This is a genomic window from Vreelandella neptunia (genome assembly GCF_034479615.1).
Lineage (GTDB): Bacteria > Pseudomonadota > Gammaproteobacteria > Pseudomonadales > Halomonadaceae > Vreelandella > Vreelandella neptunia.
In genome coordinates this window covers 2,864,612-2,878,945 of record NZ_CP140255.1, presented here as the reverse complement: position 1 = coordinate 2,878,945, position 14,334 = coordinate 2,864,612, and the positions used below count along the sequence as shown (strand labels likewise).

The window sequence follows — 14,334 nt, the reverse complement described above, 5'->3', positions numbered from 1 at the left end:
CTCATTTTGTCTTTGAAAAAGCGCTTTTAAATGCCACGACGCTCCTTTCTTCGCCTTTCCCGACAGCGCTGGTTGCGGCTGTTTTTCTTTCTTAATCTTGCTCTGGTGGTTGGGCTAATTGCTCACCAAATTTGGTTGTATGTCGCAGAGCCGAAATTTGAGTCGGTGCATACCCTTGAAGTGGCGAATATTCGCGAGGTGTTGAAGGAGCGAACCGACTACCGCTTTGCGGTGGTGGGCAATATCAATAACTCGGTGAGTGTGTTTCAAGACGAGATCGTGCCGCTCATCAATCAGGGCGGCATCGACTTCCTGATTTCCGCGGGGAATGCCGTCAATAGTGGGCAGCAGGAGAGCTATCAGGCGATTTATCGGAGTCTGGAGCAGCTCAATATCCCTTACTTACTCACCTACGGTGAAAATGAAGATAGCGATTTTGGTAGCTATCTGTTTTATGAATATTTTGGGCCGCACTTTTACTCGTTTGTAGCGGGTAATAGCCACTTTATCTTTCTTGACGGCACCGGTAAGTCCTCTACCTCCTGGCAGCTTGATTGGTTGGAGCGTGAGCTTGCGGCCTCAGAAGCACAGCATCGGTTTCTATTTGTTGGTTTGCCGCTGCACAACGTAGTCAGCGACGCGCCGCTGTTTGAAGCGGACAATTACCTCAATGATTCTCGCTTAGCCGATGGCATTATGGCACTGGCGGAGGAGTATGACGTTGACACCGTATTTTCCGCCAACTTAACGCTCTTTTCCCAGCAGACGATTAATGGCGTGGATTACGTCACCACCGGAGGCGCGGGAGGCATCCTCATCGACGCCGATAGCAGCTTTCACCACTACGTCATCGTCAATGTAGCGGGTGAGAATGTCGCTATTGCGCCAGTGCGGTTAAATGTGGATAGCCCTGGCTGGTGGCGGATGGTGAGCAGTGTGGCTTCCACGGTGTATGCGTTTTTCTACGTTAGCTATACGCGATTTTTGCTGATTGTGGGCATGTTGACGCTGCTCGCACTGCGCTTATATCGGCTAATTTTCGAAGATCGCGACTACTACCCTGATTTTGATATCGACCCAACGCCTTTCCTGGGTAAATCTCTGCGCGTAGCGATGGTGTCTAATAACTACTTCCCCTTTGTGTCGGGGGTGTCGGTCTCCGTGGACCGACTGCGCAATGGCTTATCCGATCTAGGCCACACCATTCAACTGTTCGTGCCGCGCTACCGAGAAATGTGGCAGGACGACAGTTCAATAAAACGCATCCCCACGCTAATGGCATTTGGGCAGAAGGGCGAGTTTCGGTTAACCAATCCGTTCAGCGCGCGTTTCCGTCGCTGCCTGCGTGGGTTTAAGCCGGATGTTATCCACGTTCATCATCCCTTTTGGCTCGGTTCCATGGGGCTGTTTATGGGGCGTCGGCTCAAGGTGCCCGTGATTTACACCTACCACACCCGCCTGGAGCACTATGCCCACTTCGTGCCGTTGCCCGGTGCGCTGTTTCGTAATTTGATTTCCCATACCCTGATTAAGCGCTTCTCTAATCGCTGCCAAGGAGTGATTGTGCCGACTTACTCCGCCGAGGAGTATCTGCGCATGATTGGCGTGAAAACTCCCTCGCTGGTGCAGCCCACAGGCATTGATGTAGCACGCTTTTCACACGTTGAGGAGAGTGAGTTGGAAGCGCTTCGCGAGCAATTAACTATCGACCCGGCAAGTAAAATATTGATCAGCGTCTCGCGGATTAGCAAGGAGAAAAACATTGGCTTTATGCTGGAATCCCTCGCCGAGCTTCAGTCACAGGGGCACGATGATCTTCATCTGCTACTGATTGGTGATGGGCCAGACCGGGAGGCGATTCAAAACCAAATCGATATTTTGAAACTAACCACGCAGGTCACCCTGGTAGGAGCAGTGCCGCCGGAACGCATGGCGCTTTATTACCATCTAGGCGATATATTTGTGTTTGCTTCGACCTCAGAAACCCAGGGTATGGTGATTCTTGAAGCAATGTCGGCGGGGTTGCCCGTCGTGGCGGTGCGCTCCAGCGGTATCGATGATGTGGTGCGCCAAGGGGTCAATGGGTTCAAAACACCGCAAAATCGCCAGGCCTGGGGGCAAAGAGTGGTTGAGTTAAAAGATAACGCTGAGCGACGCCGGGAGTTGGGTCAGCAGGCCAGCCACTTTGCTGAGGAGTTTGATATTGCCAACTTTGCCTCAGCGGTGGCGGGCTTTTACGCTGAGGTGCTGGCCAAATATCACTCGCCTTCGCGGTGAGGCTGTTTTTTTACCGCTTGGCGCCGGTTAGCATAGCGTTTAAGGCCTATTAACAGGCCCAAGCCGGCCGCTAGCCCGACAGCCGCTAAGATAATTTCTTTGGTCGAGGCCGCGGTGAACAGTGCGCCTAGCTGGCTGCCCAATAAAATCACCGCTGCCAGCCCCGGCACGATCCCCAGGGTGGAGCCGATCATATAGTCGCGAAACTTAAGGTGAAAAGCGCCCGCCAGCATGTTAGTGAGCGTGAAGGGAGCGAGTGGCAGCAGGTTAATCACCGTCATGGTGCGAATGCCGCGCTTGGATAAGTAACCCGATAGGCCGCGCAGGTGACGCCCGCCATAACGCATAAGCGCCTCACGGCCTAACCAATGGCCCACCCAGTAAGACACAACCGACGAGGTCAATGTGCCTAGCGTGGCGTACGCTAGCCCCCATATCGGGCCAAACAGTAAGCCAGTCACCACCACCAGTAGGCTAAGTGGAAACATCACCAGCAGGGCGCTGGCATAAGTGGCCATGACCGCAGCAAACATCCAGGGCGCGGTACGCCACTGGCGAATGTAAGCGATAAATTCGCTAAGGCGCGCCTGGGTAAGTAGGTCGTAGCGCTGCAGTACCTGCCACATGACGCCCAGCAGCACGACGATTACCAGCAGGCCTACGCCCTTACCCAATGTCCGCGACATGCCCACTCCCATCGGCTAAAAAAGCGCTAGCATACGCTAGCCGTCCAATGGGATGAAGGCGCTTTTACATTAAGCGCCGTCGTTAATCAGCGGTTTCTTAGTTGTTGAGCTGGGCTTCAATGACCGGCCAAGCAGGATCGCCATCTGTGGTGGTGACGTCTGCCAACATTGCTTCAATGCGTTCTGGATGGTCGTTGATCCACTGTTCGGCGACGTCGGCAAGGTCTTGCTCTTCCTGGCCAAACGCCTGAATCATCCAGCTCTGCTCTTCAGCCGAAAAGGTAAACTGCTCAAAGAAGGTCACGACGTTGGGGTTGGCTTCAGCGTAGTCACTGCGCAGCAGCGTCAACACATCGCTTTCACCGTTGTTCTCACCGAACAGGTCTTCAGGATCTTCCAGGTAGCGCATGGGCAGTTCAAGGTTCATCCAGTGGGGCGTCCAGCCTACCCAGACAATCGGTTCCTCACGGGAAATGGCATCACGTGCAGCGGAAAGCATGCCCACTTCACTGGTATCGACTACCTGCCAGTCACCTAGCCCCCAGGTGTCGTTGTCAATGGCATTGTGAAGAATCTCACTGGCAGCAGAGCCTGCGCCGAAGCCATAGATTTCACCTTCGAACTGTTCGCGGTTTTCGTCTAAATCAGCAAAGCTCTGAATGCCGCTCTCATAAAGATACTCCGGCACCGCCAGGGTCATTTGCGCACCGTCGACGTTATTCGCCACGTCAATCAGTACACCCGACTCCTTGCGAGGATTGAACATCTCACGCTGGGCAGGCAGCCAAGCGCCTAGGAAGGCGTCGATATCGCCGCTTTCAATACCCTGGTAAATCACCTGCAGGCCGATTTCCTGGGTGCTGGTTTCGTAGCCGAGTGGGTTTAATAGCTGTTCGGCGATGGCCGTTTTTACCGTAATGCCGGGCCATGCGGGCACACCGAAGTCGAGGGTTTGATCGTCGGCGTGAGCCGCCGTGGCAAATAGCGCGGTAGTGGCGAGGGCAATGCCTGAGGCGAGAGGTTTAAGGTGTGTCATAGGATCTCCTTGCTAGGGTTTTGTCTGATAGGTGTTGTTGTTAAACAGTTATTATTGAATACAGCTAAACGTGGCGGGCTAGCACGCGGAGGCGTGAAGCCAGCATGTCGCGGTCTAAATAGGTGCCCTGTAAATGGCGTGCGCCGCTGTTAGGGTCGAACTCGCGCCGTCCGTGGAGTACCCGGCGGTTATCAAAAGCGACCATCTGACCTGGAAGAAGGGTGAACTCTAGCTGGTGTGCTTCGCTGTGGAACAGCTTCCACAGTAGTGCATAAGCGCTGTACCAGGCGTCCATCTGCTCTACCGGTAGGTGAAGGGCATCGCGAATCCAGTTATTCAGGCGCATCTCAACCAGGTTGCCAGCGCTATCCAGGGTGATTACTGGGGCTCGCATTGAAATATCGTGGGTCTCATCCTGAAAGCGAAAATCAATCGGCGTTTCGCTAAGAATCGCCAGCGCTTCTGGAGACACCTGGCGCAGTGCTTCTACGACCCGAGCGCCATCGGCAAACAGCGATTCGCCGCCGCTGGCGCCGTTTTGCAGGCAGTAGAGCAACTGAATGTCTGGCGGTTGGCGCCAGTTGGGTAGATCGATATGCAGTGGCAACCCTACCGCGGTATACGCCGCATTGTTGGGATTGGGTTTTGAACGTACATCAAAGCGAGCGCCAAAGTTGGTGGCGCGCAGGGGGCCAATACGTTCAGCCAAGCGGCTCACTTCCTCTTCTGCCAATGGGCCATCGGTAATCAGTGCCAGCCCGTCGCGTAGCATGGCAGTTAGCCAGGCTTTCTCGCCTTGAGGAGTTAAAAAATCGCTATGACTGATGTGCTCGGGAGTGAAGTTATCTACCCAAGGCTTAGCGTTGGGTACCGCAGAAGTCAGCTCGGCTTCCGGGCGGCGCTGGTAAAGCCAGCCGCTATGAAAGGCACTGACATGACCATCTTGCCATTGCAGGTGTAAGTGCCCATCTAGCAGCGCAACGTTGGGTGGCTCAGTGATTGGCTCAAGCGGCAGATAGAGCCTTTCCCGGGTTTGCGGATGGCGGCAGGATTGGCAGGCGCAGTGGTCGCGCAGCCAGAGTAGGGGCAGAGTGGTTTGCAGGCCATCTTGCCACTCAAGGGCAACGCCATTGGAAGCAAGCATCGCTTGAGTGAGTACCGGGCCTGCCTGATAAGGACTTAATTCGCCCATTTCGGGGGTATTTGTATGGGGGGGCGTTAAGGTGGTCTCTGCTGTGCTGTTCATTAAAAACTCCGATTCGCTCCCTCTGTGGCATTACGTAAGGGTGTGCGTTTATGCCAACCAGGATGCGGAGTAGCCGCGGCAGTGACAAACGATTAATCTGACCCCTAAGACGTCATTTAATTTATAGGTCACTTTTTCATGAGCCAATTACCGCCCTTGTTATGGCTGCAAGCCTTTGAATCTGCGGCGCGCACCTTAAGCTTTACCGCCGCAGGCAATGAGCTGGGGGTTACCCAAGCGGCCATTAGCCAGCGCGTCAGGCTGCTGGAGGATCGGGTGGGGCAGAAGCTCTTTGTGCGCCATGCGCGCAGCTTAACGCTTACCCCCGCTGGGCAGGCGTGGCTGCCGAGCATTCACGATGCGTTTGTGCGTATTAGTGAGGGCACCCTGGAGGTCTTTGGCAGCACCTCTGAGCAGCCAGTGACGCTGCGTGCTACGCCGGTTATTCAGCAGTCGTGGCTTGCGCCGCGTTTAATTGCCTTCCACCGGGCTCATCCCCAGGTGTCGATTCGTGTGGTCAGTGCTATCTGGCCCGATGACTTTGGCCCCGAAGGGGCGGATATCGAGATTCGCTATGGCAAAGGGGAGTGGACGGGCGTTGAAATGCAGCCGCTTGGCGAAGAGCAACTGCTGCCTGTTTGCTCCCAGGCATTAGCTGAGACGATAACCGCGCCGAGCGATTTGGCTGGGCATACGCTGCTGCACGCCGTTGGGTTTGGCGTGGGGTGGCCGGGGTGGCTGCAGGAAGCGGGGGTTGCTCACCTGGAAGCGCAGTGCTGGTCGCTCACTTGCGATAATCAGGTGATGACGCTGGCGCTTGCTAGCCAGGGCGGTGGTGTTGCGTTAACTCATCGACGCTTAATGGAGCAGCGTAGCGATTTGGTGGCGCCTTTTGAGCTCAGTGTGCCCAGCGATGAACGCTTCTGGCTGGTTCGCCCTAGCCGACGCCACATTAGCGACGAAGCCGAGTCGGTGTGGCGGTGGCTTTGCAATTCAATAGCGTAAGAGGTTATTGCTGTTTTAAAGTCTTTTTACCAATTTTCTTGCCATTTTGGTGCATACGTGAAGAATAATGCGCCTTCATTGTTTAAAAAGGCGTGATTGTCATGGATTTTACCCTTCCTCCGCTGCTGACATCGCTGGTGGATCGCGGCAATGGCCTGCTCTGGGGCAGTGTGCTGATTTACCTGCTAATTGGCGCAGGTCTTTATTTTACGGTGCTGACCCGCGGTATTCAGCTGCGCTATTTCGGCCATATGTTTAAGCTGCTGCGCAGCTCCCGACAATCAAACGGCGGTATCTCGTCGTTTCAAGCGCTCTCAACCAGTCTGGCGGCCCGAGTCGGCACCGGTAACCTGGCAGGTGTCGCGGTGGCTATTTATTTTGGTGGCCCCGGGGCTATTTTCTGGATGTGGATGACCGCAATGGTTGGGATGGCGACCAGCTTTGTGGAGTCGACCTTGGCCCAGGCGTATAAAACCGACCACGGCGATAACACCTTCCGTGGTGGCCCTGCGCGTTATATTGAGCGTGGTTTAGGCTTGCGCTGGCTGGCTGTGCTGTTCTCTATCTGTTTGATTATTGCCTTTGGGTTGGCGTTCAACAGCGTTCAGGCCAACTCCATCGCCCAGGCCATGGAACAGGCGTTCGCCATTCCCACCTGGGCCATGGGGTTAGTTTTGATGGCAGTTGTGGCGCCGATCATCTTTGGCGGTTTAAAGTCGATTGCCAAGGTGGCTGAGCTGGTGGTTCCGCTCATGGCGCTGCTCTACTTAATTCTGGCGCTGGTGGTCGTGGGTTTGAATATCAGCGACTTGCCCGCTGCGATCATGACCATTGTGCGCAGTGCTTTTGGCTTTGAGCAGGCGGCCGGTGGGGCAGTAGGCTACGCGGTTTCCCAGGCGATTATGAACGGTATTCAGCGCGGGCTGTTTTCCAATGAAGCGGGTATGGGCTCGGCGCCCAATGCCGCGGCTACGGCCTCTACGCGGCCAGATCATCCTGCGGCCCAGGGCTTTATTCAGATGCTCGGTGTGTTTCTGGATACGCTAGTGATTTGCACCGCCACGGCGGCAATCATCATTATGGCCGGGCCGGAGCTGATGTCGGGTGAGGAGAACAACGGCATTCAGTTGACTCAAATGGCACTCTCCAGCCATGTGGGTGATTGGGGCGGTATGTTTATCGCGGTGGCGATTCTGTTATTTGCGTTTACCTCGGTGATTGCCAACTACTCCTACGGCGAGTCCAACATTGAGTACCTGGCCGGGCGCCGCGCCCCGGTTGCCGTGTTTATTTACCGCTTAGCGGTGTTGGCGATGATCATGATCGGTTCGGTGGCAAGCTTGGGGGCGATTTGGAACTTCGCCGACCTCTCTATGGGCATGATGGCGATTATTAACCTGGTCGCTATTTTAATGCTGTCACCGGTGGCTTTCTCGCTCTTCCACGACTACGAAAAGCAGTTAAAAGCAGGTAAAGAGCCTGTGTTTGATCCCAGCCTTTTCCCCAAGCTGGTTAATAAAGTTGACCCCAAGGCCTGGCCCAAGAAGTAATCGAGCTTAAGTAAACGAGCTACAGCCATTTATCCCCCTGGCTGCGCCCCGCCTCGCATTTTGCGTCGCGGGGCTTTTTTATTGGCCGTCACATGATTCGATTTAATCGAATACAAGTCGGAAAACGTTGCGCTTTTGCTTATTAGAAAGCGCCGTAGAATAGCCTCCAATCCTTCCCTATACGACTTTGGAGCTTTCAATGACGACCCGTGCCCTGGTAATAACCTCTTCTATTCTGGCTGAAAACGGCCAATCCAATGCGTTGGCTAATCGCTTTTTAGCGCAGGCTAATGCCCGCAACGATATCGACGTTACCCAGCGTGACGTGGTGAAAACCTCGCTCCCTCACCTGGATATTAGTGAACTGGGGGCTTGGCAGGTGGCGGCCGCAGAGCGTACCGCTGAGCAGCAGGCGTTAGCCGCGCGCTCGGACGAACTGTTGGCTGAGCTGCGCGCTAATGATGTGCTGGTCATTGCGGTACCGATGTACAACCTGGGCATTCCTTCACAGCTGAAGGCGTGGTTTGACCGTGTTCTGCGTGCCGGTGAAACGTTCCGCTATACCGAAAACGGCCCGCAAGGGTTGGTGGAAGGCAAGCGAGCGATTATTCTTGCAGCGCGCGGTGGTCAGTACGCGGGCACTGAATTTGACAGCCAGACGCCCCACCTGAAAGCCATGCTGGGGCTGATGGGAATTAAAGATACCCACGTGGTCTATGCTGAAGGCTTGAATATGGGTGACCAACAGCGCGAAGCTGCTCTCAAAGAAGCTTTCCAAGCGATCGATCAACTGGTTGAGGGGCTTTAAACACGTTCAGATGCGCTCTCAAGGCCTTTCAAGGAATAATAGAAGGATAATCACATGGCTCGGCCGGAATTACTCGAACAGATCTACACCATTGTCGATCAAATTCCGCCCGGGCGTGTGACGACTTATGGCCGCATTGCCGCAATGACCGAAGGCGCCACCCCACGCATGGTAGGTTCGGCGATGCGCCACCTGCCGGATGGCCACCAGTTGCCTTGGCATCGCGTGATCGCATCGTCGTTGAAACTTGCCGATCACGGTGGCGCCGAACGTCAACACCGCAAATTACGCGATGAGGGCGTGCTGTTTGATGCCAAAGGCCGCGTTCCAGCACACCTCGTTTGGCCTGATTGAACCTCATAAGGCAGTTTTAGAAACAACGGCGCCGCCCAAATTGGGCGGCGCTGTTGTATATGGCTGCGAATTTATGATGGGTGATGGTGGTTTGTTTTACACCTCACACCTCACACCTCACACCTCACACCTCACACCTCACACCTCACACCTCAATCCTCCAGATTGGCACCTGATTTCCACGACCAGTCGCGCCAGCGTAGATCAAACAGATCCTTGCGGCGGTCTTTAAGATTGGTCACCGAACCTTCGGCACGTACTACCGTTAGGCGGGTGAGATCCAAGTCCGAGAAGAAGATCATCTCTGTATTGGGCGTGGTTTCCGCCAGCACTGCATCGTGGGGGAACGCGAAGTCAGACGGCGAGAACACCGCTGATTGGGCGTACTGGATATCCAGGTTTTCAATCGAAGGCAGGTTGCCGACGCTGCCGCAGAGCACCACGTAGCACTCGTTCTCTATCGCCCGCGCTTGACTGCAATGGCGCACGCGTAGGTAACCGTTTTTGGTGTCGGTCCAGAAGGGCACAAACAGAATGTCCATGTCCTGGTCGGCAAGCAGTCGGCCAAGTTCTGGAAACTCCACGTCATAGCAGATCAGGATGCCCACGCGGCCAGCGTCGGTATCGAACACCTGTAGCTCGTCGCCGCCCTCGATCACCCAGTCGCGGCGCTCTTGAGGCGTAATATGCAGCTTGGCCTGGCGCTCAACGGTGCCGTCGCGATGGAAGAGGTAGGCGATGTTGTAGAGTCGGTCATCATCACCTACTTCAATCATCGAGCCACCGACAATATTGATATTGTAGGAGACTGCCATACGCGACAGTTCAGTCTTAAAGCGCTCGGTGAAACCGGCCAAAAAGCGAATCGCGCCCATTTGATCCTGCTGGGCGGCGCGGTCTTGGAGGCCCATTAACGGCGCGTTGAACAGTTCCGGGAATACCGCGAAGTCACTCTGGTAGTCGGAGAGCGCATCTACGAAGTATTCGATCTGCTGAAGCGCGGCTTCCACCGATGAAAACTCACGCATCTGCCACTGCACCGCCCCCACCCGTACTTGGGTCGGTTTGTTGTCGAGCACGCTGGCAGCGGGCTCAAACAGAATGTTGTTCCACTCCAACAGGGTGGCGTAGCCTCGCGACTGCTCATCTTCCGGGAGGTATTTGCGCAGTAGCCGCTTTACCTGAAAGTCATTGGCCTGCTGGAAAGACAGGATCGGATCGTAGATCTCTTTGCGCGAGACTTTATCGATGTATTGAGCAGGCGTGAGCTCATCGGCGTGTTGGTGGTACTCAGGAATACGCCCACCGGCAAGAATCGCCCGCAGGTTCATTGAGCGGCACAGCTCTTTACGCGCTTCGTAAAGGCGGCGGCCCAGGCGATAACCGCGGTAATCCGGGTGAATCAGCACATCCAGCCCGTACATCGCGTCACCATCCTCGTCGTTGAGGATGATCTCGCGATGGCCGATCAGGTCATCGTACTTATGCGGGTTGGAGAATTCGTCGTAATCCACCTGAACGGTGAGCGCTACGCCCACCAGAAGGCCATCGTCTTCAATGGCGATTTGGCCGTCGGGAAATTCCTGGATTAGTTTGTCGATGGTGCGCTTCGGCCATGCTCCGCCGATATCGTGATAGACAGCGTCCATCAATGCCTTGAGCTGATCGTAGTCATCGCTCATTAGGTTGCGCAGATTAAGATGCAGTTCTTCCAGGGACATATCAGGGCTTCCCAGCGTTAGAAATCGACGGCCATTCTAGCATTATCGAGCGCTGCTCGGCTTATCCGAGGTTAAACCGCGTGTTAACGGGCGTGTCAGCGTTTGCGCCATAATGACCCCAGCCAGAATCAGCAGCCCACCGGTAAAGTGGAACCCCGCCACTTGCTCGCCCAAGAAGGCCATCGCAATCAGTGCGCTAAACAGTGGCATTAAGTTGATGAAAATACTCGATTGATTGGCACCGATCTGACGCACCGCGCGCATCCATAAAAAGGTGGTAATGATCGAAGCAGGAATGCCCGCGTAGACAATCAGACCGATATTCTGGCCATCGATAGGTGTCATTGGCCCCATCAAATAAGGCGGTAACAAGAACAGCACCGCAAAACAGACTTGGGCGTAAAGCATCACCCAGGGGGGTAAATTCATTGACCAGCGTTTGAGCATTACCCCATATAGCGCGTAGCAGGTAGCGGCTACCACCATCAGCGCATCACCGAGGGCAACCTGTAGCTGTAGCAGCGAGAGCGGATTACCGCGCCCTAGTAGAACGGTAACCCCCACGAAGGCCAGTACGCCGCCCACAATGCCGCCGAGGGTCGGCGGCTCGCGGAGAATCAGCGCGCTCAGCAGCACCGTTAATAACGGCACCATGGCGGCGAGAATGCCCATGTTGGTAGCGGTCGTCGTTTCTGCCGCCACATAGGCCAGCCCTTGCCATAGACCCATGCCGAGTAGTCCCAGCAGTGCCAGCTTAGGCCACTGACGGCGGATTTCGTCGCGATGGCGTAACGCTGCTGGGAGCACAAACGGGGTCATCACCGCAAGGGCAAGCAGCCAACGTAGAAAAGCGATACTGCTTGGCGCGATGGCGCCTACGCTAAGCTGATTAATGGTCATATTGCCCGACCAGATAAGCACGGTGGCGAGCGGTGGCAAAAAATACATCAAGGGCATAGCAACGGTTCCTTATCGTTAGCCGGGTAATGTGCCGCGGATTCGCGTTCTGGGCAAGCGGTTGGCCCCAGTATCTAGAAACCAAACATCGAGAGACCCAGTATCTAGGGGCTATACGTGATGCTCTGGATGTCATACGCTTGTTTGAATTTGTTTTATAATGCTTCTAATAAAATTAAGGAGACCCGTGATGAGCCAAACGCCCGCGTACCCAAATCTGTTTCGCCCACTGACCATTGGTCATTTAACGCTGCCCAACCGCGTATTGATGGGCTCAATGCATACCAACTTGGAAGAGGCGCCCAATGGTTTTGAGCGCTTAGCGGCATTTTATGCCGAGCGGGCGCGGGAAGGGGTTAGCCTGATCGTCACCGGCGGTATTGCCCCCAATGCGGAAGGCGCCGTATTCCAGGGCGCCCACGCGCTCGTTGATGAGGCGCAGTTGCCAGAACACCGCCAGGTGGTCGACGCGGTGCATGCTGAGGACGGTCATCTGTGCATGCAGATTCTTCACGCCGGGCGTTACGCCTACTCGCCGGATCTTGTGGCACCTTCGGCTATTCAGGCGCCGATCAATCCCTTTATGCCTAAAGCACTCGCTAGTGATGAGGTTGAGCAACAAATTGCTGACTACGTTCGCTGCGCAAGTTTAGCTCAACAAGCGGGTTACGATGGCGTTGAGATCATGGGATCAGAAGGTTACCTGATCAATCAGTTTATCTGCCAGCGTACCAACCAGCGTGACGATGAGTGGGGTGGGGCGTTTGAAAACCGTATGCGCTTTGCGGTCGAAATTGTGCGCCGTGTTCGCGAAGCGGTGGGCGAACGGTTCGTGATTATCTTCCGCCTTTCGATGATTGATTTGGTCGAAGAGGGCAGCACCTGGGAAGAGGTCGTCACGTTGGGCCAGGCGGTCGAAGCCGCCGGGGCAAATGTGATCAATACCGGTATTGGTTGGCACGAAGCCCGGGTGCCCACCATTGTCACCAGCGTGCCCCGGGCCGCCTTTACCGAGGTGACTCGGCGGATCAAGTCGGCGCTGTCAATTCCGTTGATTACCACCAACCGCATCAATATGCCTGATGTGGCCGAGCGTGTACTGGCGGCGGGCCATGCAGATATGGTTTCCATGGCGCGGCCTTTCCTGGCGGATCCCGCCTGGGTACGCAAAGCCGAAGAGGGCCTGGCGGAAGAGATCAATACCTGCATCGCCTGTAATCAGGCCTGCCTGGATCACACTTTTGCTGGCAAGCTGACGTCTTGCCTGGTTAACCCTCGCGCTTGCCATGAAACCGAACTGACTATTGAGCCGACACAAACGCCCAAACGGGTAGCCGTGGTGGGCGGCGGCCCGGCGGGGCTGGCAACGGCTGTAACAGCCGCTAGCCGCGGCCATAGCGTGGTGCTGTTCGAACAGCGCAGTGAGCTGGGCGGGCAGTTTAACTACGCGCGTAAGATTCCTGGCAAAGAGGAGTTTAACGAAACCCTGCGCTACTACCGGGTGATGCTGGAGAAATATGCGGTAGAAGTACGTCTAAATACTACGGCAAGCGCAGAAACCCTCGCCGATTTCGATGAGGTGGTCATGGCCACCGGCGTTAAGCCCCGGGAACTCAATCTTCCAGGTCACGACCACAGCAAAGTGCTGAGCTACGCCGAAGCGATCGAATCCCCTGAGCGTGTTGGGCGTAAAGTAGCGGTGATTGGCGCGGGAGGTATTGGTTTTGATGTCTCCGAACTGCTGGCACACCAAGGCCATCCAGCGTTGGACATTGCTGAATGGTGCGACGAGTGGGGCGTTGATTTAGCAGTCGGCGAGCGGGGCGGTTTAAAAGCGCCGACGGCGCCCGTGGTTCCCCGTGAGATTGTCATGCTCCAGCGTAAAACCTCCAAGCCCGGCAAGTACCTGGGGAAAACCACCGGTTGGGTTCACCGCGCATCGCTTAAGCAGCGGGGGGTGGAAACCCTCACCGGCTGCGAATACCTCAAAATCGACGACGAGGGGCTGCATATTCGCCGCGATGGCGTTGACCAAGTACTTGCCGTGGATAGCTTGGTGGTGTGCGCCGGGCAAGAGTCAGTGCGTGATCTGCTGGCGCCGCTGGAGCGTTCGCGGGCGGCGGTACATATCATCGGCGGCGCGGATGAAGCCAGCGAGCTGGATGCCAAGCGCGCAATTGAGCAGGGCACTCGTCTGGCGGCGAGTTTGTAAAAAAGAGCACAAGGGCAGGTTGAGAATCAAGTCATTAAATAGGCAAATACTTAAATAAGTAAGTGCTTAAAAGCGCAGGTGACGCAGGACAATCGTGCATTATCAATAGCTGGCGAAAGGTGCTGCAAGCATCTCTATCTCAGCAGGCTTATAGCCCTTGTGGGAGGGAGCTTTAGCTCGCGAATGTTCAGGCTACCAGCATGATGAGACACAGGGGAGCTTGCAGCACCTTTCGTCGACGTGTCGAACCAACGATAAATCGCCCTCCCACAATGGTGCTATACCTGAACCCTGCACTAGTGCTGAGAGCCACTTGTGGGAGGGAGCTCTAGCTCGCGAATGTTCAGGCTACCAGCATGATGAAACTAAGGGGTGCTTGCAGCACCCTTCGTCGACGTGTCGAACCAACTATAAATCGCCCTCCCACAATGGTGCTATACCTGAACCCTGCACTAGTGCTGATAGCCACTTGTGGGAGGGAG

General features: G+C 55.4%; 11 protein-coding genes. 6 read left to right on the top strand and 5 right to left on the bottom strand.

All coding sequences use genetic code 11. The features are described 5' to 3' along the window. The first annotated feature begins 30 nt into the window (after positions 1-30). Positions 31-2,277 carry a glycosyltransferase gene (locus SR894_RS13380; protein WP_133730168.1) on the top strand — a complete coding sequence of 749 codons (2,247 nt, stop codon included), beginning with the start codon at positions 31-33 and terminating at the stop codon, positions 2,275-2,277. On the opposite strand, the gene SR894_RS13375 is transcribed toward SR894_RS13380, so the two are convergent. From SR894_RS13375 to SR894_RS13365, 3 genes are all read right to left on the bottom strand, one after another. Next, on the bottom strand, positions 2,259-2,963 hold the full coding sequence (locus SR894_RS13375) for a TVP38/TMEM64 family protein (RefSeq protein ID WP_166650318.1): 705 nt from the start codon (positions 2,961-2,963) through the stop codon (positions 2,259-2,261). The two genes, SR894_RS13380 and SR894_RS13375, sit on opposite strands and share 19 nt — an antisense overlap. Positions 2,964-3,060: 97 nt before the next feature. Next, a complete protein-coding gene (locus SR894_RS13370; protein WP_133730170.1) occupies positions 3,061-3,999 on the bottom strand; it encodes an ABC transporter substrate-binding protein in 939 nt (312 codons plus the stop codon). Positions 4,000-4,063: 64 nt separating this feature from the next. Beyond that, the gene (locus SR894_RS13365) at positions 4,064-5,245 is read right to left on the bottom strand and encodes a TauD/TfdA family dioxygenase (protein WP_244286474.1); all 1,182 of its coding nucleotides are present in this window, start codon (positions 5,243-5,245) and stop codon (positions 4,064-4,066) included. Between the two features lie 138 nt (positions 5,246-5,383). Between SR894_RS13365 and SR894_RS13360 the strand changes: the two genes are divergently transcribed. The 4 genes from SR894_RS13360 (at position 5,384) to SR894_RS13345 (ending at position 8,962) form a co-directional block, all read left to right on the top strand. Then, a complete protein-coding gene (locus tag SR894_RS13360) occupies positions 5,384-6,250 on the top strand; it encodes a LysR substrate-binding domain-containing protein (RefSeq protein ID WP_133730171.1) in 867 nt (288 codons plus the stop codon). Positions 6,251-6,351: 101 nt separating this feature from the next. Continuing rightward, the gene (locus SR894_RS13355) at positions 6,352-7,800 is read left to right on the top strand and encodes an alanine/glycine:cation symporter family protein (protein WP_133730172.1); all 1,449 of its coding nucleotides are present in this window, start codon (positions 6,352-6,354) and stop codon (positions 7,798-7,800) included. Positions 7,801-7,999: 199 nt separating this feature from the next. Continuing rightward, a complete protein-coding gene (locus tag SR894_RS13350; protein ID WP_133730173.1) occupies positions 8,000-8,608 on the top strand; it encodes an FMN-dependent NADH-azoreductase in 609 nt (202 codons plus the stop codon). Positions 8,609-8,662: 54 nt separating this feature from the next. Further along, complete coding sequence (locus SR894_RS13345; protein WP_022522712.1) at positions 8,663-8,962, top strand: MGMT family protein; 300 nt, start codon at positions 8,663-8,665, stop codon at positions 8,960-8,962. Positions 8,963-9,114: 152 nt separating this feature from the next. Here SR894_RS13345 and SR894_RS13340 read toward each other — a convergent pair whose 3' ends face one another. Next, positions 9,115-10,683: a bifunctional GNAT family N-acetyltransferase/carbon-nitrogen hydrolase family protein gene (locus SR894_RS13340; RefSeq protein ID WP_133730174.1), complete on the bottom strand. Its 1,569-nt coding sequence runs from the start codon at positions 10,681-10,683 to the stop codon at positions 9,115-9,117. Positions 10,684-10,725: 42 nt separating this feature from the next. Next, the gene (locus tag SR894_RS13335) at positions 10,726-11,640 is read right to left on the bottom strand and encodes a DMT family transporter (protein ID WP_133730175.1); all 915 of its coding nucleotides are present in this window, start codon (positions 11,638-11,640) and stop codon (positions 10,726-10,728) included. 190 nt (positions 11,641-11,830) lie between these two features. Between SR894_RS13335 and SR894_RS13330 the strand changes: the two genes are divergently transcribed. Continuing rightward, positions 11,831-13,852 carry an NADPH-dependent 2,4-dienoyl-CoA reductase gene (locus SR894_RS13330; protein WP_133730176.1) on the top strand — a complete coding sequence of 674 codons (2,022 nt, stop codon included), beginning with the start codon at positions 11,831-11,833 and terminating at the stop codon, positions 13,850-13,852. The last annotated feature ends 482 nt before the right edge of the window (positions 13,853-14,334 follow it).

Excerpts from the sequence above, each read along its gene's own strand:
- SR894_RS13345 (WP_022522712.1), top strand. The coding sequence starts at position 8,663 with ATGGCTCGGCCGGAATTACTCGAACAGATCTACACCATTGTCGATCAA.
- SR894_RS13340 (WP_133730174.1), bottom strand. The coding sequence starts at position 10,683 with ATGTCCCTGGAAGAACTGCATCTTAATCTGCGCAACCTAATGAGCGAT.
- SR894_RS13370 (WP_133730170.1), bottom strand. The coding sequence starts at position 3,999 with ATGACACACCTTAAACCTCTCGCCTCAGGCATTGCCCTCGCCACTACC.
- SR894_RS13380 (WP_133730168.1), top strand. The coding sequence starts at position 31 with ATGCCACGACGCTCCTTTCTTCGCCTTTCCCGACAGCGCTGGTTGCGG.
- SR894_RS13350 (WP_133730173.1), top strand. The coding sequence starts at position 8,000 with ATGACGACCCGTGCCCTGGTAATAACCTCTTCTATTCTGGCTGAAAAC.
- SR894_RS13330 (WP_133730176.1), top strand. The coding sequence starts at position 11,831 with ATGAGCCAAACGCCCGCGTACCCAAATCTGTTTCGCCCACTGACCATT.
- SR894_RS13375 (WP_166650318.1), bottom strand. The coding sequence starts at position 2,963 with ATGTCGCGGACATTGGGTAAGGGCGTAGGCCTGCTGGTAATCGTCGTG.
- SR894_RS13335 (WP_133730175.1), bottom strand. The coding sequence starts at position 11,640 with ATGCCCTTGATGTATTTTTTGCCACCGCTCGCCACCGTGCTTATCTGG.
- SR894_RS13360 (WP_133730171.1), top strand. The coding sequence starts at position 5,384 with ATGAGCCAATTACCGCCCTTGTTATGGCTGCAAGCCTTTGAATCTGCG.
- SR894_RS13365 (WP_244286474.1), bottom strand. The coding sequence starts at position 5,245 with ATGAACAGCACAGCAGAGACCACCTTAACGCCCCCCCATACAAATACC.
- SR894_RS13355 (WP_133730172.1), top strand. The coding sequence starts at position 6,352 with ATGGATTTTACCCTTCCTCCGCTGCTGACATCGCTGGTGGATCGCGGC.